This window comes from Streptomyces sp. I05A-00742 (assembly GCF_013055795.1).
In the GTDB taxonomy this organism is placed as follows: domain Bacteria; phylum Actinomycetota; class Actinomycetes; order Streptomycetales; family Streptomycetaceae; genus Streptomyces.
Window position 1 is genome coordinate 81818 of record NZ_JABETO010000005.1, and the last position, 18169, is coordinate 99986.

Genomic DNA, 18169 nt, shown 5'->3' on the forward strand with positions numbered 1-18169 from the left:
GGCGCCCGCCGGGAAAGCCCGCGCGTGTCCCCACGCGCCCCCGTAGGGTGGCCGTCATGCAGGTGATCCAGTCAACGAAACTCGCCAATGTCTGCTACGAGATCCGTGGTCCGGTGCTGGAGGAGGCGATGCGGCTGGAGGCAGCGGGCCATCGCATCCTCAAGCTCAACACCGGCAACCCGGCGATCTTCGGATTCGAGTGTCCCCCGGAGATCCTGGAGGACATGCTGCGGAACGTCGGCGACGCACACGGCTACGGCGACGCCAAGGGCCTGCCCGCCGCCCGGCGCGCGGTGGTGCAGCACTACGAGACCAAGGGCATCGAACTGTCCGTCGAGGACGTCTACCTGGGCAACGGTGTCTCGGAGCTCATCCAGATGTCGATGCAGGCACTGCTCGACGACGGCGACGAAGTCCTCGTCCCCGCACCGGACTACCCGCTGTGGACGGCGTCGGTCTCGCTGGCGGGCGGCACGGCGGTGCACTACCGCTGCGACGAACAGTCGGACTGGATGCCGGACCTGGCCGACATCGAGCGCAAGATCACCGACCGCACCAAGGCGCTCGTCATCATCAACCCCAACAACCCCACGGGTGCCGTCTACGACGACGAGATGCTGCGCGGCCTGACGGAGATCGCCCGCCGCCACAACCTGATCGTCTGCTCCGACGAGATCTACGACAAGATCCTCTACGACGGCGTCACCCACACCCCGACCGCCGCCATCGCCCCCGACCTGCTGACCCTCACCTTCAACGGGCTGTCCAAGGCGTACCGGGTCGCGGGCTACCGCAGCGGCTGGATGGCGGTGTGCGGGCCGAAGGCGCACGCCGACAGCTATATCGAGGGTCTGACGATCCTGGCCAATATGCGGCTGTGCGCCAACATGCCCGCCCAGTACGCGGTGGCCACCGCCCTCGGCGGCCGGCAGTCGATCAACGAGCTGGTCCTGCCGGGCGGCCGGCTGCTGGAGCAGCGGGACGTGGCGTACGAGCTGCTGACCCGGATCCCGGGTGTGACCTGTGTGAAGCCGAAGGGCGCGCTCTACGCCTTCCCGCGGCTCGACCCCAAGGTCTACAAGGTCAAGGACGACCGGCAGATGGTGCTGGACCTGCTCCGCGCCGAGAAGATCATGGTCGTCCACGGCACGGGCTTCAACTGGCCGGAGCCGGACCACTTCCGCCTGGTCACACTGCCGAACGCCAAGGACCTGGCGGACGCGGTGACCCGGATCGGCACCTTCCTGGACGGCTACAGCCAGCCCTGAACCCCTCCCGTCTCATACAGAACACAACTTTAGACAGAATCTAAGTTAGGATGGCCTTCTGAGGAGGACAGGAGGCCCATCCGATGTACGAGCCGATCCGCACCAAGTCGGTCCACACCATGACCGCGTTCGCGCGCGACACCCACGGCGCCCACGGGCCGCGCCGCTCCCGTGAGCAGGAGCTCGACATCCGGCTCGCGGGCCATCTGACGGCGCTGCTCACCGTGACCGATGAACTCCGCGCCCTGGACCCGTCCGCCGGGCTGGACGACGCCGCCCGGCTGCTGGCCGCCCGGGTCGAGCGCCTGCGCGGCGGCCACGCCCCGCTGCGGGCGGTCCCGACCGCGGCCGACGGCGGCCCCTCACGGGTGCACGCCCTGCACCAGCGGGCCCACATGCTGGCCGGCCAGGCACTCGTCGTCGCCGGCACCCGGGGCGACGCCGCCGGGGCGGCGCTGGCCGAGGAGCGCCTGCGGGCGCACGCGGCGGCGCTGGGGATCACGGACGAGGCATGAGAGAACGCCGGACGGGCGGACCGTCCGGCGTTCGGGTACTTCGGGTCGGGGACCGGGCCCCGGGCGGGGCGTGCGGGCCGGGTTCCCCCGCCCGCACGCCGTCACCTCAGCCCAGGCGTCTCAGCCCAGGCGTTTCACCAGCGCCCGGTACTCGTCCCACAGCTCCTTCGGCGTGTGCTCGCCGAAGGTGTTGAGGTGCTCCGGCACCAGCGCGGCCTCCTCGCGCCAGACCTCCTTGTCGACCGAGAGCAGCAGGTCGAGGTCGGCGTCGGCGAGCCGCAGGCCCTCCGTGTCGAGCGCCTCGCGCGTCGGCAGGACGCCGATCGGCGTCTCGACGCCGTCCGCCCTGCCCTCCAGGCGCTCGACGATCCACTTGAGCACGCGGCCGTTCTCGCCGAAGCCCGGCCAGACGAAGCGGCCCTCGGCGTCCTTGCGGAACCAGTTGACGTAGTAGATCTTCGGCAGCTTGGACTGGTCCTTGCCCTCGCCGACCTTGATCCAATGTCCCATGTAGTCGCCCATGTTGTAGCCGCAGAACGGCAGCATGGCGAACGGGTCGCGGCGCAGCTCGCCGACCTTGCCCTCGGCGGCGGCGGTCTTCTCGGAGGCGACGTTGGCGCCGATGAAGACGCCGTGCTGCCAGCTGAAGGACTCGGTCACCAACGGCACGGCCGAGGCGCGGCGGCCGCCGAAGAGGATCGCCGAGATCGGCACGCCCTTGGGGTCCTCCCACTCGGGCGCGATGATCGGGCACTGTGCGGCGGGAACGGTGAAGCGGGCGTTGGGGTGGGCGGCCGGGGTGCCGGACTCCGGCGTCCAGTCGTTGCCCTTCCAGTCGGTGAGGTGGGCGGGCTGCTCCTCGGTCATGCCCTCCCACCACACGTCGTTGTCGTCGGTCAGGGCGACGTTGGTGAAGACCGCGTTGCCCCACAGGGTCTTCATCGCGTTGGCGTTGGTGTGCTCGCCGGTCCCGGGGGCGACGCCGAAGAAGCCCGCCTCGGGGTTGATGGCGTAGAGGCGGCCGTCCTCGCCGAAGCGCATCCAGGCGATGTCGTCGCCGATGGTCTCCACCGTCCACCCGGAGATGGTCGGCTCCAGCATGGCGAGGTTGGTCTTGCCGCAGGCGGACGGGAAGGCCGCGGCCACGTACTTCGCCTCGCCCTGCGGCGGGGTCAGCTTGAGGATGAGCATGTGCTCGGCGAGCCAGCCCTCGTCGCGGGCCATGACGGAGGCGATGCGCAGGGCGTAACACTTCTTGCCCAGCAGGGCGTTGCCGCCGTAGCCGGAGCCGTAGGACCAGATCTCGCGGTCCTCGGGGAAGTGCGAGATGTACTTGGTGGAGTTGCACGGCCACGGGACGTCGGCCTCGCCCTCGGCCAGCGGGGCGCCGAGCGAGTGGACGGCCTTGACGAAGAAGCCGTCGGAGCCGAGCTCGTCGAGGACCGGCTGTCCCATGCGGGTCATGGTGCGCATGGAGACGGCGACGTACGCGGAGTCGGTGATCTCGACGCCGATCGCGGAGAGCGGGGAGCCGAGCGGGCCCATGCAGAACGGCACGACGTACATGGTCCGACCGCGCATGGAGCCGCGGAAGATGCCGTTCTGCCCCTGCTCACCCTGGAAGATCTCCCGCATCTCGGCGGGGTCCTTCCAGTGATTGGTCGGACCGGCGTCCTCCTCCTTGGCGGAGCAGATGAACGTGCGGTCCTCGACGCGCGCCACGTCCGTGGGGTCGGAGGCCGCGTAGTACGAGTTGGGGCGCTTGACCGGGTCGAGCTTCCGGAAGGTGCCCTTGGCGACGAGCTCCTCGCACAGGCGCTCGTACTCGGCCTCGGAGCCGTCGCACCAGACGACCCGGTCCGGCTGGGTGAGGGCGGCGATCTCATCGACCCAGGAGATCAGTTCCTGGTGGTTGGTGGGGGTGGTGGGAGCCGCATTTGCGCGCGCCACGATCGCTCCGTCCCGCCGGGGGCCCACGGGCGCCCGGCGTCACTTATTGAGGGTGGAACGAGCCTTCCGCTTGCCTGACCCGGCAGTTGGCCCGCATCTGCACTTCGCCCCTTGGGGGCTGCGACCCAGACGCTTCGTGACCGCTCATCCGGTGCCGCCCGCACTCATTTGATCATCCGACTCCGTTTCGGTTCTGTCCAGGGGGCACTCCCGTGACCATCGCCACGTGATACCGGTCCGTAACCTACGGTGGCGTAGGTAACATTGGGCCATGACACCCGCGTCCGACGCGGCGCCCGTCGCGCCCGCTACTCCCGCCGGTGCCGCGACCACCGCGCCTTCCAGCACCCCTTCCGAGTCCCTGTCGGCAGTCGTCAAGCCGCGGCTCCGCGGCTGGCTGCACGCCGGGATGTTCCCAGCCGTCCTGATCTCCGGCGTCTTCCTGACCGCCCTCGCGGACAGCACCCGCGGCCGGATCGCCTGTGCCGTCTATGTCCTCAGCGCCTGCCTGCTGTTCGGCATCAGCGCCCTCTACCACCGCGGCGACTGGAGCCCGCGCGTCACGGCCGTGCTCCGCCGCCTCGACCATGCCAATATCTTCCTGATCATCGCGGGCACCTATACGCCGCTGACGATGCTCCTGGTCCCGGGCGGCCGCGGCCAGGTGCTGCTCTGGGCGGTCTGGGCCGCGGCCGCGGCCGGCATCGCCTTCCGCGTCTTCTGGGTCGGCGCGCCGCGCTGGCTCTACACCCCCTGCTACATCGCCATGGGCTGGGCAGCGGTCTTCTTCCTGCCCGACTTCCTGCGCAAGGGCGGTATCGCCGTCCTCGTCCTGGTGATCATCGGCGGCCTCCTCTACAGCGCCGGCGGCGTCATCTACGGCATCAAGCGCCCGAATCCGTCACCGCGTTGGTTCGGTTTCCACGAGGTGTTCCACTCACTGACGCTGGCCGCCTTCGTCGTCCACTACGTGGGCATCTCTCTCGTGGCCTATACGCACGCCTGACCGCCCCTTCCGCGCGCCCGACCACCCGTCCCGCGCGCCCGACAACCTTTTCCGCGCCCCCGACGGCCCGGCCCACCGGCCGTCCGGCGCCGACCGGGGAGCGCGACGCCCCCGACGCACCATCCGCAGTGGCCGTGGCCGAGAGGTCACGGCCACTCGCCATGCCAGGCCCCCGACGCCGGCCATCACCACGAGCAGCACCGCCATCTCACCGGCGACCACGTAGGCGCCCACGCTCAGCGCCGCGATCAGTACGGCGACGGCGTTCACCACTGCACCCATCACGGGATCATCCCTCCCTTTCGGTCTCTCACTGACCGCTCCCCTGCCCTGTACACAGCGTGACACACCCCTCTGACATCAGCGTCGCGTCAGGAGCGAGCACCAAACCTGTTAACGGTTGACACTCCCCATCTTTTGAGAGTTACTGTCAAAAGACTGCAACGTTCATCAGCGTTCGAGGAGTGTGCCCGTGACGACCGCGCCCGCCATATCCCCACCCACCACAGGACCCCACCCGGATCCCCGCCGCTGGTGGGCCCTGGTCGCGATCGTCGCCTGCATGCTGGTCCTGGGCTTCGACGGCACGATCCTCAACGTGGCCCTGCCGACCATGGCCACCGAACTGGACGCCGACGCCGGCACCTTGCAGTGGATGGCCGACTCCTACCTCGTCGTCCTCGCGGCCCTGATGCTCCCCGCGGGCCTGCTCGGCGACCGCTTCGGCCGCCGGCGGATGCTCATCCTCGGCCTGACCGTCTTCCTCGCCGGCTCACTGGCCGGCACCCTCGCCCACGACGCGACCGCCGTCATCGCAGCCCGCGCGGTCATGGGGGCCGGCGCCGCGCTGATGCTGCCGCTCGCCATGGCCGTGCTCCCGGCACTGTTCGCCCCGGAGGAGCGCGGCAAGGCCATCGGCGCGGTCTCCGCCGCCTCCGCGCTCGGCCTGCCGCTCGGGCCCATCATCGGCGGACTGCTGCTCGACCACTTCTGGTGGGGCTCGGTCTTCCTGATCAACCTGCCGCTCATCGGGGCCGCCCTCGTGGCCTGCCGCCTCCTGCTCCCCGAGTCCGGCGACCCCGCCGCGCCCGCCGTCGACGCCCTCACCACGGTCCTCGCCGCGGGCGGCCTCGGCGCCCTCGTCTACGGCGTCACCGAGGGCCCGGGACGCGGCTGGGGCTCCGCTCCGGTGCTCGGCACCCTGGCCGCCGCCATCGTCCTGCTCACCCTGCTGGTCCTGCGCTCCCGCCGGCAGACGCGCCCGATGCTCGACCTCACACTGCTGCGCCACCGCGGCTTCCTGTGGAACACCGTCGCCGCGTCCCTGGTGATGTTCACCTTCACCGGCCTGCTCTTCGTCCTCCCCTCCTACCTCCAGACCGTCCTCGGCAACGACGCCTTCGGCACCGGACTCCGGATGATCCCGATGCCCCTCGGCATGCTGGTCTCCTCCCGCCTCGCCCCGCTCCTGGTCAAGCGGGTCGGGGCGCGCCTGGTCATCCCCGGCGGTCTGATCGTGATGGGCGCGGGCGCCCTCCTCGGCAGCAGTACCGCCGTCGGCGACGGCTACGGCTTCACCGCCCTGTGGCTGACCGTGGTGGGCATCGGCTTCGGATTCGCCGTGATCCCCGCCATGAGCAGCGCCCTCGGCGCCCTGCCCCGCGACCGGGTGGGCGTCGGCTCGGGGCTGCTGATGACGCTCCGCCAGGTCGCGAGCGCCGTCGGCCTCGCGGCCCTGGGCAGCCTGCTGACCGGCGCCTACACCGCGCGGCTGGACACCGGCGGGCTGCCGGACGCCGCCGCGGCAGCGGCCGGGGACTCCGTCATGAGCGCTCACCTGGTGGCCGCGAAGCTGGCCGACGCCGCCCTGCTGCGGTCGGCCGACGCCGCCTTCCTGCACGGTATGAACCTGGCGCTGCTGGTCTGCGGTGTCATAGCCTTCGCCGCGGCCCTGCTGGTGGGCGCCTTCCTGCCGGACACCCGCGAACGGCAGGAAGACCCGGAGTCCGCCATCTCTGTGGCCTCCGAAACGTCTGATGCCTGACAATGCGGTTATGGCATCGGCACGCACCTCCGCCGCCGCGCAGCCGGGTCCCCGGCTCGGGCTGCGCGAACGGAAGAAGATCCAGACCCGACAGGCGATCCGCACCGCCGCCTACCGGCTCTTCGAGGAACAGGGGTACGACGCGACCCCCGTGGATCAGATCGCGGACGCCGCCGACGTCTCACCCAGCACCGTCTTCCGGTACTTCCCCACCAAGGAGGACATCGTCCTCACCGACGAGTACGACCCGGTCCTGGAAGCGGCGCTCCGGGCCCGTCCCGCCGACGAGGCCCCGCTGACGGCCATCCGCAACACCATCGTCGAGGGCCTGCGCGGCATCCTCGACAGCAACAGCCCCGAGATGCGCATGCGGACCCGGCTCATCCGGGACGTCCCCGGGCTGCGGGCCCGCTCCGGGGAGGGCATGGCCGGGTCGGCGAAGATGCTGCGCGCCGTACTGGCCGGGCGCGCCGGCCGGTCCGAGAACGACCTCGAGGTGCGCGTGGTGACCACCGCGATGCTGGCGGCGATGCAGGAGGCCCTGATGGCCTGGGTCGACGAGGGACAGACCGGTGATCCGGTGGTCTACGTGGACCGGTCGCTGGCGGTGCTGGAGCGGGGGCTCACCCTCTGACCCCCGGGCCCTCCGCCCCCGGGCCTGTGTCTCCCGGGGGCCGCGGCCTCAGCGGCCCGCCAGTTTCGCCGCGAGCTCCCCGGGATCGCCCGTCGGCGCGTCGCACGTGAAGCCGCGGCACACATACGCGGCGGGGCGGCCGGCCAGCAGCGGCCGGTCCGCCAGCAGCGGCACCTCCGCCGCCGTCGCCGACGCCGGCTCGCCCAGCGCCACGGCCAGCCCGGGGCGCCGCGAGAGCAGGGCGGCGCGGTGCAGCTCCCGGGTGGCGGGGTCGTCGGCCGGGCCGACGACGGCGACCTCGTGGGGCCCGTCGAGCAGCGCCTCGGCCACCGCCAGGCCCCAGCCCATGAAGCGCGGCGCCTTGGGCCCGATCGCCCGCACCACGCCGAGCGCCCGTTCGGCCGCCTCCCGGTGCGGGGCGCTCCCGGTGAGCGCCGCGTACGTCAGCAGCGCCCCCGCCGCCGCGGTCCAGCCGGACGGGGTGGCGTTGTCCGTCGGGTCCTGCGGGCGGCGGATCAGGGCCTCGGCGTCGTCGGCGGTGTCGAAGAGCGCGCCGCTCTCGTCCCGGAAGCGGATGAGAACGGTGTCCAGCAGCAGCCCCGCGAAGTCCACCCAGACACCCTCCCCGGTGACCGCCGACAGGGCGAGAAAGCCCTCGGCGACGTCCGCGTAGTCCTCCAGCACGCCCGCGTGACCGCCCGCGACGCCGTCCAGGGAGGTGCGGAAGAGCCGCGCGTTCCAGTCCATGTGCGTCCGGACGAGGAGGTCGGCGGCGTCCGTCGCCGCCTGGACGAGGTCCGGGCGGTCGAAGTACGCGCCGGTCTCGGCCAGCGCCGCGACCGCCAGACCGTTCCAGGCCGCCACGACCTTGTCGTCCCGGCCGGGGCGAACGCGCCGCTCGCGCGCGGCCAGCAGCCGCTCCTTGACGGACGCGATCCGGTCGGCGTCCACGAGCCGCTCGGTGTCCGGCAGTTGGAGGACGGACGCGCCCTCCTCGAACGTGCCCTCCTCCGTGACGCCGAAGGTGAACGCCGCGAGCTCCGCGTCCGCCTCGCCCAGCACCTCACGCAGCTGCTCCGGGGTCCAGACGTAGTACGCGCCCTCGGTGTGCCGTCCCCGCTCGTCCTCACTGTCCGCGTCCAGGGCCGAGGCGAAGCCGCCCTGGTCGGTGCGCATCTCCCGGACCAGGAAGTCGGCGGTGTCCAGGGCGACCCGCCGGGCGGACTCCGAGCCGGTGGCCCGCCAGAGGTGCGCGTAGACCCGGCACAGCAGGGCGTTGTCGTACAGCATCTTCTCGAAGTGCGGCACGACCCAGCCGGCGTCCACGGAGTAGCGCGCGAAGCCGCCGCCCAGCTGGTCGTGGATCCCGCCGCGCGCCATGGCCTCGCAGGTGGCCGTCACCATGTCGAGGGCGGCGGCCGAGCCGGTGCGGACATGATGACGGAGCAGGAACTCCAGCACCATGGGCGGCGGGAACTTCGGCGCCCCGCCGAAGCCGCCGCGCACCGCGTCGAAGTCGCGGGTCAGCGCCATCAGGGCCAGGTGCAGCTCGTCGGCGGCGGGCGGCTGCGCGCCGGGCGTGGCGAGCGTCCGCTCGGACAGATCACGCACGATGCGCCCCGCCACCTCCCCCACCTCGTCCCGCCGGTCCCGCCAGGCCGCCGTCACCCCCTCCAGCACCTGCCGGAACCCGGGCATACCGTGCCGGGGCGCGGGCGGGAAGTAGGTGCCGAAGTAGAAGGGTTCGGCGTCGGGGGTGAGAAAGACCGTCATGGGCCAGCCGCCCTGGCCGGTGGCGGCCTGAACGGCCTCCATGTAGACGGCGTCGATGTCGGGCCGTTCCTCGCGGTCGACCTTGACCGGGACGAAGTGCTCGTTGAGGTAGGCGGCCGTGTCGTCGTCCTCGAAGCTCTCGGCCGCCATCACATGACACCAGTGACAGCTCGAATAGCCGACGCTCAGCAGCACCGGTACGTTCCGCCGCCGCGCCTCGGCGAAGGCCTCGGCCGACCACGGCCACCAGTCGACCGGGTTGCCTGCGTGCTGAAGCAGATAAGGCGAGGTCATACCAGCCAACCGGTTCATACGACCCAGCCTCTCACAGCGCCTGGCGCGACCGGCGAAACCGTCACGCGCCCGCCTCGCCTGGCCGAATTGCATGTGTGAGCCATCACGTGGCGGGCGACTCCTCCCCCTCGGGGCCGGTGTCGAACTTTTCCCGCGTTCGTCCGAGTCGGGCGGTCCGACACCGCGGAACAGTAGGCTGGGCGCAGCAGCGCCGGACCTGCGTAGGCTCCTCGAAGGAGGTACACCATGACCGCCGAGATGGTGGCGCCCGCGTGGATGCATACGCAGATCAGCGCGGAACAGTACGACTCCTGGTCCGAGGAGCAGTGCGCCGGCATCGAGATCGTGGACGGGATGGTCGTCGTGAGTCCGAGCGCCTCCAAGCGGCACAACCGGCTGGCGCGGATCCTGGCCAATGCCCTGGACGCAGCTGCAGGCCCTGGCTGGAACGCGGACACGGACTTCGACGTCCGCCTGCAGGACGTTCCGCTCACCAACCGCCGCCCTGACGTCATCGTCTACCGGGCAGAGACCATCGACCTCACACCCACCCGCCCCGAGCACGTACTGCTGGTCGTCGAGGTCGTGTCGCCCGGCTCGGAGACCACTGACCGGATCGTGAAGGTGGACCAGTACGCCAAGGCCGGCATCCCCTTCTACTGGCGAGTCGAGCAAGCCGCCACCGGGATCCCGATCATCTACACCTACGTTCTTGATCCCGCCACAAAGGTCTACAGGGACGGTGAGATGTTCACCGGCGCGGTGAAGGCCACCGCGCCCTTCTCCGTCGCGGTCGATCTTGGGGTCATGTAGGGAAGAGGATGGGCACGTCCCGCCGCTGCGCTTCCGCCATCGCCTCCTCTCCCCATGGCCACCAGTCCACCGGGTTGGAGGCGTGCCGGAGCAGAAGGGCGACTGAGAGTTGGCCAGTCGATTCACAAGGCGTGTCGCACAACCCGAGCCGCACCGACCGGCGACCGGACGCCGGGCTCCGTGCGGTCGGCTCGAAACCCTCGCCGCTCGGTCGCCGCTGATCCATGCAGGTGACAACTTTCAGCCAACCTGCACCGAAGATGAGAGAAAACCTGCCCAGCCTCCACCCACATGGCCTAGCTTGGCGGGCCGGGCCGCATGAGCCATCGGCCTGTGGGTGAAATCGGGGGGAATGCAATGGATCCGGTCACGGCTGTCGCGGCCGCGGGTGTCGCGCTCGTGGTCAAGGGGGCGCTGGAGAGCGCGGGTCAGGAGGCCGGGCGTTCGGGGTGGAGCGGCGGTGCTCGGCTGATCGAGCGGATCCGCGCGCGGTTCCGCGGTGACTCCGAGGCCGAGGCCGCGCTGGTCGAAGTGACCCGGGCGCCCGACGACGAGAGCGCCCGGCAGGCCCTGGAGCGGACTCTTGCCGCCCACATGATGCTCGACCGCGGCTTCGAGGACGAGATGCGCCGCATGGTGGACGAGGCAGTGGCGGCCCGGGGCGGCGGTGCTCAGGTCAACGCGGCACTGATCAAGAACTCCCAGGTGTTCAACGAGAAAGTCGAGATCAAGGGCGACTGGAACATCTCGTAGCCGTCCGTCCGTCCGTCCGTCCGGACACCGCCCGCCGCGTTCACTCCGCACCACCGTCACAGCCCGGAAGACCACGATCCAATTGAGCGAGGAAGCAGCACCGGAGCCCCGGCCGCCGGTCGGCGCCTCCGCGTCCGACAGCGCGCCGGCGGACACCGCACCGTCCGCCGAGGAGTCCCCGAAAGGCGAGGCGCGCCCCTTCGACGAGGAGCGGGACGGGCCCGTCAGTGAGTCGGACGCGCTGCGTTCCCTCACCTCGGACGCCGGACACGACGCCGCCGAGCGGTCGGAGGCGCGGCGGGCGTCCGCCATCGCCGACCTCATCGCCGCACGCCTGAACGCCGACGCGTCAGGGACCCGGATCGGCACGCTCGCGCTCTTCAACGAGACCGTCAGCTTCGGCGGCGGGTTCCACACCGGAGGTGCGCGCGGCACGGGGGCACCCCGGCGCGCAGGCGCGGTGGTCGCGCTCGACAGCGCCGAACTCGACGAGTACACCGTGCTGTTCATCCAGCCTGAAGGGTACGACTCAGCCCTCGACGACCTGCGCGAGCAGGCTCTGCTCGTGCTGACCGGGCCGCCCGGCAGCGGGCGCACGGCCACCGCCGTCAACCTGCTGTCCGAGGCCACTGCTCTCAGCGGCACCCAGGACGGCGGCTGTCACCGTCTGCTCGACCCGTCGGCCCTGACCGAACCCGGCTGGGAGCCGCCCGCGAAGAACTGCGGATATGTCGCGGAGGTCGACGAGGGGCCGACGGGTGCGCGGGAGTTCGGGGTGCGCCAGTTGGCGTCCGTCGCCGCCGCCCTGCGTGCGGCCGGCTGCCGGCTCGTCCTCACCGGCGGCCACGACCTCGCGCTCGCCGCCACCAGCGCGAGCGGCAGCGAGTCGTTCGCCCGTCATGAACTCGCGCCGCTCGACCCGCTGGTGATCCTGGAGCGCCGGGTGCTCGGCCACGCGCCCGAGCCCGCTGCCCGGGCCCGGCTGCACGCGCTCCTCGAGGCCGGCGACGCCATCAGCGCGCTGCGGGAACAGCCCGCCGCCCGGCACGCCGTACGCCTCGCGTCGGTGATCACCGCGGAGGGCGATCTGACCGCCGCGGTCGCGGCCCTGCGTGATCCGAGTGACCAGGTCCGTTCCTGGTTCCACCAGCACCGGGCGCCCGAGGCGGTCGCCTTCGCGCTGGCCGCGGCGGTGCTCGAGGAGAGCAGCTACCTCACCGTCGCCGAGGCCGCCGTGAAGCTGCACGCCGCCCTGACCCCGCCAGAACCGGCCCCGCCGGACCTGCGGTTCGCCGATCGTCTCGGCCATGAGCAGCAGTGGATCCGGCTGGACTCCGACGGCTCGGGGCCGCTCGGTGCGGGCGGCCCGCCCCGGGTCCGGTTCCGGGGCGCGCTGATCGGCCAGGCCGTCCTGGTCCACGCGTGGAGCACGCTGGACGGGCGCCGCGAGGCCTTCCTCGAGTGGCTGCGCCGCCTGCTCGGCCACCGCGACCTGGAGGTGCGGGCCCGGGCCTCCGTCACCGCCGGGGTCCTCGCCTGGGCGGACCACCACTACGCGGTGCACCGGTTCCTCACCGGCTGGGCCGGCAGTACGTCCTGGCCCCAGCGCCAGGCCGCGGCGACCGCGCTCGGGGTGGCCGGCAGCCGCCCCGAATCGGCCGAGGCCGTCTGGGAGTTGCTGGAGGAATGGGCCCGGGGCGGCAGCACCGCGTACGAGCGGCGCCTCGCGGGCACCGCGGCGAACGCGGTGGGCGGGATCCTCGGGCGGGCCGCCCCCGACCGCGCCGTCGGCGTGCTGCGCGGCGCGCTCGACCACGGCGACGACTGGGGCACGCTGCCGTCGGTCGCCTGGGGCGGCGTCCACCTCGTCCACCAAGGACAGGCGGCCGCGCTCCTGGACGCCTATCTGGACTGGTCCGCGCCCATGGACCTCTCCCCCATGGTCGTCAAGACGCTGTCCGCCTTCGTCTTCGCGGCGTCCCGGCCGTACGAGCGTCCGTCGGCGAAGTACGAGCGTCCGTCGGCGAAGACGGAGGCGTCGGGCGTCACGGGGGTGCCCCTGCTGCTCAGCTCCCTGCCCGAGCACGGTGAGCGGATCGCGGAGCTGTGGGCGCGCGCGCTGGCCAGGCGCCCGGTGCAGGACTCCGCGCTGCCGGCCCTGCGGGAGTGGATCGACACCTACGCGCCCCTGTGTCCCGGGAGCCTCGACCGTATCGCGGCGCTCCTCGCCGACGTGGCCCGCAGACCCGGCAAGCACCGCGAACGGCTGCTGTGGTGGCTCGACAAATGGTCGGCCGACCCCGACCGCCCGTCGGCGAACGCGGCGTGGCTGCGCCGCCGCATCTGACCTGTAGACGCAAGAGAGCGAGGTGAAAGGTCGACCGTGCAGGAACAGACATACGATCCGGTCCTCGAGGTCGCCGAGCTGCCCAAGTGGCGGCTGACGAGTCCGCTGCGTCCGCCGGACCCCGGCCGCGCCCTGGTCCTGGTCCGCGACAGCGGCCCTTCGCTGACGATCCGCAGCGGGGAGGAGATCCCGTCGGCGCGGTACGGCAGCTACCGCTCGGTGTTCACGGTGGACCTCGGGGAGCACCGTCTCGTCCTGGACATCCCGCTGCTCAGTCGCGACCCCACGTTCTCCTTCCGCAGCCGCGTCGACCTGGTCTGCAAGGTCGCGGACCCGTCGAAGGTCGTCGCCCGCGGCATCCGTGACATGAGCGGCGCCCTGTACGGATATCTGCGCAGGACGCTGCGGGAGGTGGCACGGGACTACGACATCGCCGAGTTCCACGAGGCGGAGCAGGCGCTCAACTCCGTGGTCGCCTCGTTCACCGGTGACGACGCCATCCGCCTGCGCGGCATCCACGTCGAGCTCTTGGTCGACGAGGACGAGATCGCCACCACCGGGCGCGCGTTCAGGGACGTGGTCCGGGAGACCAGGCTCTCGCGCATGCGGCGCACCCGGCACGTCGAGATGATCCGCGACGAGGGCGTCGACGGCCTCATCGCCGAGATCATGGAGAAGGAGGGGCCGCGCGCCGCGCTCGCCTGGATCGAGAAGAGCGAGGCGGAGAAGCGCGAGGTCAAGCGCGAGGTCATGCGGATGGTCCTGGAACGAGGCGACGGGGACAGGGAGCCGTTCGAGCAGACGGAGCTGGAACGCGCGGTCCTGGAGGAGGTGCTGCGGGACGGGGACGGCCTGTTCGAGACGGCGACACGGCGCGGACGCCTGCGCGGTTCGCTGTCCCGTGCCCTCGGACCGGCCGCGGCCGAACCCGCCGAGGAGGAGCCCGAGGCCCCGCCCCTCAGGGGCGAAGTGCTGCGTGAGGGCCCCGAGGCGCGCGGTGCCGGCCGGGGCTCCGGAGGCCGTACGGCCGGCGGCCGGCGCGGGTTCGGTACGGACGACGCCCCGGGCCACGGGCGGGACGCCGGCCGTGACGCACCCCGTCGGCCCGGCGCACCGCCCGAGGACGAACCGTTGCCGTCCTCGGGCAGCGCCCCGCACCCGCGTCCGGCCACTCCCGAGGCGCCGAAGCCCAGGGTGAGCCGGGTGCGCGGCACCGCCAAACGCCGGCCCGCCGGTCCCGGCCGGGAGCCACGATGAACCATCCACGCCGGGACACCACCGAACCGTCCCCTCAGCCCCGGCCCCCGTGGGCCGGGGCTGCGACTCTCGCGCCCGGCCCCACCGTGCCCGGCGGACCGTCGGCCCCCACGCCACCCCGGCTCGCGTGGGGCAAGGGCCAAGGGCAGCTCCAGGCGGTCTCCGTGTGGACCGAACGGGTGCCGGACCGCGGGGAGGACGCGGAGCCGTTCGTCGCCCACCACTGGGAGTCGGGGCAGGGCCTGCTCGCCGTCTTCGACGGCTCGGGCGGCGCGGGCGCGGCCCCGGCCTGGCGGGCACCCGACGGTACGTCCCGCACCGGTGCCTGGGTCGGGGCGCGCACAGCGCGGCTCGCCACCGAGTGCTGGTTCCATGACGTCACGAGGGGCCATCAGGGTGCCGAACCGCAGTCGCTGCACACGTACCTGAAGTACTTCCTCGCCAAGGCACCACAGCGGCACAGCAAGATCGGCGGCACCATGCGCCGGCAGCTGCCCACCACCCTCGCGGGCGTGCACTACCAGGTCGCCCGCGGGGAAGCGGAGATCGGGCTGCGCCCGCTGTGGGCGGGTGACTCACGGGCGTACGCACTGCTGCCGGAGAGCGGGCTGCACGTCCTCACCCGCGACCACACCCGGGAGAGCGACGCGCTGGAGCTCCTGCGCAGCGACCCGCCGATGACCAATCTCGTCTCCGCCGACCGGGACTTCTCCGTCGACACCCAATACCTGACCCTGCGGTTGCCGTGCGTGCTCGTCGCGGCAACCGACGGGTTCTTCGGCTACGTCCACACGCCCGCCGACTTCGAGCACCTCCTGCTGCACACGCTGCAGCAGGCCGGTGGCGCGGCCGAATGGGCCCACCTGCTCCGGCGCGAGGTGGAGTCCTTCACGGCCGACGACGCCTCGCTCGCGCTGGTGACCCTCGGCTACCAGGACTTCGACGAGTTGCGGTCCCAATTCGCGGCCAGGCTGGCGAAGCTGACCGACCAGCAGTCGCGCGGTAGGCCGAGCGTCCTCACGGCCGCCGCGGACCCCGCCGTGGATCCGCACGGGACCGCGGCCCGGATCAGGGCGTGGCAGGACCGGTCGTGGCAGGCGTACCGCGAGGACTACGAGTCGTATCTGCCGCACGCGCCCCAGGAGCTCGTATGAAACAAGGAGACGTGATCGCGGGCTACCGCGTCACCACCGCGCCCACCAACGCCAACGGCGGGAAGTGCATCTGGGCCTTCGCCGAGAAGTCCGGCACCGAGTACTTCATCAAGCAGTTCCTCGAGCCCAAGCGGCCCAAGGACGACGCCCGTGACTCGCCGAGCCTGCGGATCAGGCGGCAGCTGGCCCAGGAGTTCGAGGAGCGGCACCGCACGATCATGAAACGGCTGCGGCCCGACGCCGTCGGTGGCGGCAACCTCGTGCTTGCCACGGACTTCTTCCACGAGGGCAGCACCTACTACAAGGTCACCGAGCGCATAGACACCTCCAACCTGGAGAAGCCGCAAGCACTGGAGCCGCGCCAGAAGATGGTCCTGCTCAAGACGCTCGGCGCCAGCCTGAAGCAGCTGCACGACATCGACGTGGTGCACGGCGACCTCAAGCCGCTCAACGTGCTGGTGCAGAAGCGGGACGGCGCGGCCTTCCACACCGCGAAGCTGATCGACTTCGACGATTCGTACGTCGCGGGGAGGCCGCCCGCCCCCGAGGACATCTCCGGCGACTCCGTGTACGGGGCGCCGGAGTGGCGCCGCTATCTGCGGAGGGACGACTCCGTCGGCCCCGAGCGGCTGACGTGCGCCGTGGATGTGTTCGCGCTCGGCCTGATGACCCACCTTTACCTGACGGGTGACCTCCCGCGCCACGACGCGCGGTTCGACTCTCCCGCGGACGCGGTCAACGCGGGCGAGCCGCTGCGTCTGGATCCGCGTCTGTCGGACGAGATCCAGGGGCTGGTGCGGGCCACGACCCAGGCGGACCCCAAGCGGCGTCCGCGCATGGCGGCGTATCTCAAGGTCCTGTCGGACCCGAAGGTGTGTGCCCTCCAGCACCGCCGGCCCGGCTCCGCGGCACCGAAAAAGGCACCCGCGGAGGAGAGTTCGGCACCCCGCCCGCGCACGAGCCGGGTCCGCGTCAACCTCAACCCGCGTCCGGGCGGCCCCGCGCCGCACTCCGCACCGGCCGGGCCCACACCCGTTCCGCCGGAGCCGGACACCGCGCCGGCCCCGGCCGCCCCGCCTGCTCCCCGGTCGTCCCGCGTACGCATCAACCTCGGCGACCGCGGCCGGGACCGCAACGCACCGTGAACCAGGAGTCGTACATGAACCTCACCAACGGCCAGTACCAGGGCAATCTGCAGTACGCCGTCGACATCGTGCTCTGCATCGACGCGACCGGCAGCATGTTTCCCGTCCTCGACAACGTGAAGTCCAGCGCGCTGCAGTTCCACGACCGGCTCAACGACGTGATGGCGAAGAAGGGCAAGTCGATCAGCCAGCTGCGTCTGAAGACCATCGCGTTCCGGGACTTCGGTGACGACCCGGCTTCGGCGATCGAGCAGACCGACTTCCTGCGCCTGCCCGACCAGGCCAAGGACTTCGAACGGTTTGTGCGCGGCATCGAGGCGGGCGGCGGCGGTGACATCCCGGAGTCGGGCCTCGAAGCGCTCGCCCTCGCCATCAACTCTCCCTGGGAGACCGGTCTGGACCGCAGGCGCCACGTCATCGTGATGTTCACGGATGCCCCCGCCCACCCGCTCGGTACCGTGGGCGCCTCCGCGCAGACGTACCCGGCGAACATCCCGCGCAGCATCGACGATCTCTTCGAGCAGTGGGGGTACGCCCGCAGCCAGACCGCCGTCATGGAGCAGTCGGCCAAGCGGCTCGTTCTGTTCGCGCCGGACCAGGAGCCGTGGAAGGACCCGATCTCCGAGGAGTGGGACCTCACCTTGCACTTCGAGTCCAAGGCGGGCGAGGGACTGGAGGAGTTCGAGATGGACGAGATCATCGAGACGATCGCGAACAGCCTGTGACCCTGCGGCTGGAGTGGCCCGGATTCCGGCTCGTCTACGAGGAGGGGGTCCTGGGGCTGCGCTGGTCCGACGCCGCGGATCTGTGGGTCAAGGCAGAACGCTGCGTCGAGGCCTCCATGCGCGCCACCTCGGCCGACGGCTCCGGGCAGTTGGCATTCCGGTTCGGGAGCGCGCCGTCCGATGCGACCGACCTGATCGTGGTGCGGGCCGGCGTCCCGGCCGACCACGTCCAGGACGCCGAGCAGCTGGTCCAGCGGTTGCGGCGTGAGCACGGCGTGCCGGACCGGCGGGCCGACGAGGACGAGACCGCCGAGCTCGCCCGAGTCCCCGTGGGGACGGACGGCTGGGTCCTGGCGCCCACGGGCCCCGCGTCCGAGGAACTCTTCGACGAGGTCATGGAGCGGATCAAGAACGAAGCCGACTGAGCCGGGGAACCCCGGCCCACGTAACAAGAAAAGCACGCGACAAGGAAAGGCAGTACAGGGGTGGCG

The 18169-nt window shown here is 71.6% G+C and carries 16 protein-coding genes; 13 read left to right on the plus strand and 3 right to left on the minus strand.

Annotated elements, in window-relative coordinates; genetic code table 11:
* The first annotated feature begins 56 nt into the window (after positions 1–56).
* On the plus strand, positions 57–1268 hold the full coding sequence (locus HN013_RS06545; protein WP_171163974.1) for a pyridoxal phosphate-dependent aminotransferase: 1212 nt from the start codon (positions 57–59) through the stop codon (positions 1266–1268).
* An 83-nt stretch (positions 1269–1351) separates the two neighbouring features.
* Entirely contained in the window at positions 1352–1783 is a 432-nt protein-coding gene (locus HN013_RS06550; RefSeq protein ID WP_171163976.1) for a hypothetical protein, read from the plus strand.
* A 120-nt stretch (positions 1784–1903) separates the two neighbouring features.
* Here the strand turns inward: HN013_RS06550 and HN013_RS06555 are convergent, their stop codons facing one another.
* Entirely contained in the window at positions 1904–3733 is a 1830-nt protein-coding gene (locus HN013_RS06555; protein ID WP_171163978.1) for a phosphoenolpyruvate carboxykinase (GTP), read from the minus strand.
* A 271-nt stretch (positions 3734–4004) separates the two neighbouring features.
* On the opposite strand from HN013_RS06555, the gene HN013_RS06560 reads away from it, so the two are divergent.
* The 3 genes from HN013_RS06560 to HN013_RS06570 all read left to right on the plus strand — a co-directional run bounded on the left by HN013_RS06560 (position 4005) and on the right by HN013_RS06570 (position 7417).
* Positions 4005–4739: a hemolysin III family protein gene (locus HN013_RS06560; protein WP_171163980.1), complete on the plus strand. Its 735-nt coding sequence runs from the start codon at positions 4005–4007 to the stop codon at positions 4737–4739.
* A gap of 472 nt (positions 4740–5211) precedes the next feature.
* Complete coding sequence (locus HN013_RS06565) at positions 5212–6783, plus strand: MFS transporter (protein ID WP_171163982.1); 1572 nt, start codon at positions 5212–5214, stop codon at positions 6781–6783.
* A 10-nt stretch (positions 6784–6793) separates the two neighbouring features.
* Positions 6794–7417 carry a TetR/AcrR family transcriptional regulator gene (locus tag HN013_RS06570; protein WP_171163984.1) on the plus strand — a complete coding sequence of 208 codons (624 nt, stop codon included), beginning with the start codon at positions 6794–6796 and terminating at the stop codon, positions 7415–7417.
* A gap of 48 nt (positions 7418–7465) precedes the next feature.
* Here HN013_RS06570 and HN013_RS06575 read toward each other — a convergent pair whose 3' ends face one another.
* Positions 7466–9502 (minus strand): thioredoxin domain-containing protein, encoded by a 2037-nt coding sequence (locus HN013_RS06575; protein ID WP_171163986.1) that lies wholly within the window; start codon positions 9500–9502, stop codon positions 7466–7468.
* Positions 9503–9730: 228 nt separating this feature from the next.
* On the opposite strand from HN013_RS06575, the gene HN013_RS06580 reads away from it, so the two are divergent.
* Positions 9731–10297: a Uma2 family endonuclease gene (locus HN013_RS06580; RefSeq protein ID WP_171163988.1), complete on the plus strand. Its 567-nt coding sequence runs from the start codon at positions 9731–9733 to the stop codon at positions 10295–10297.
* Here the strand turns inward: HN013_RS06580 and HN013_RS34100 are convergent.
* Positions 10290–10523, minus strand: coding sequence for a DUF255 domain-containing protein (locus HN013_RS34100; RefSeq protein ID WP_212764039.1), 234 nt, complete (start codon positions 10521–10523; stop codon positions 10290–10292). The genes HN013_RS06580 and HN013_RS34100 overlap by 8 nt on opposite strands.
* A gap of 131 nt (positions 10524–10654) precedes the next feature.
* Between HN013_RS34100 and HN013_RS06590 the strand changes: the two genes are divergently transcribed.
* The 7 genes from HN013_RS06590 (at position 10655) to HN013_RS06620 (ending at position 18103) form a co-directional block, all read left to right on the plus strand.
* Complete coding sequence (locus HN013_RS06590) at positions 10655–11050, plus strand: hypothetical protein (protein ID WP_171163990.1); 396 nt, start codon at positions 10655–10657, stop codon at positions 11048–11050.
* Between the two features lie 82 nt (positions 11051–11132).
* Positions 11133–13397 carry a hypothetical protein gene (locus HN013_RS06595; protein ID WP_171163992.1) on the plus strand — a complete coding sequence of 755 codons (2265 nt, stop codon included), beginning with the start codon at positions 11133–11135 and terminating at the stop codon, positions 13395–13397.
* A 36-nt stretch (positions 13398–13433) separates the two neighbouring features.
* Entirely contained in the window at positions 13434–14654 is a 1221-nt protein-coding gene (locus tag HN013_RS06600) for a hypothetical protein (protein ID WP_171163995.1), read from the plus strand.
* Complete coding sequence (locus HN013_RS06605) at positions 14651–15808, plus strand: serine/threonine protein phosphatase (protein WP_212764040.1); 1158 nt, start codon at positions 14651–14653, stop codon at positions 15806–15808. The genes HN013_RS06600 and HN013_RS06605 overlap by 4 nt, the downstream gene beginning before the upstream one ends.
* Positions 15805–16953 carry a protein kinase domain-containing protein gene (locus HN013_RS06610; protein WP_212764041.1) on the plus strand — a complete coding sequence of 383 codons (1149 nt, stop codon included), beginning with the start codon at positions 15805–15807 and terminating at the stop codon, positions 16951–16953. The genes HN013_RS06605 and HN013_RS06610 overlap by 4 nt, the downstream gene beginning before the upstream one ends.
* A 14-nt stretch (positions 16954–16967) precedes the next feature.
* Entirely contained in the window at positions 16968–17678 is a 711-nt protein-coding gene (locus tag HN013_RS06615; RefSeq protein WP_171163996.1) for a vWA domain-containing protein, read from the plus strand.
* Positions 17675–18103, plus strand: coding sequence for a hypothetical protein (locus tag HN013_RS06620; RefSeq protein WP_171163998.1), 429 nt, complete (start codon positions 17675–17677; stop codon positions 18101–18103). Before HN013_RS06615 ends, HN013_RS06620 begins: the two co-directional genes overlap by 4 nt.
* Positions 18104–18169: the final 66 nt, after the last annotated feature.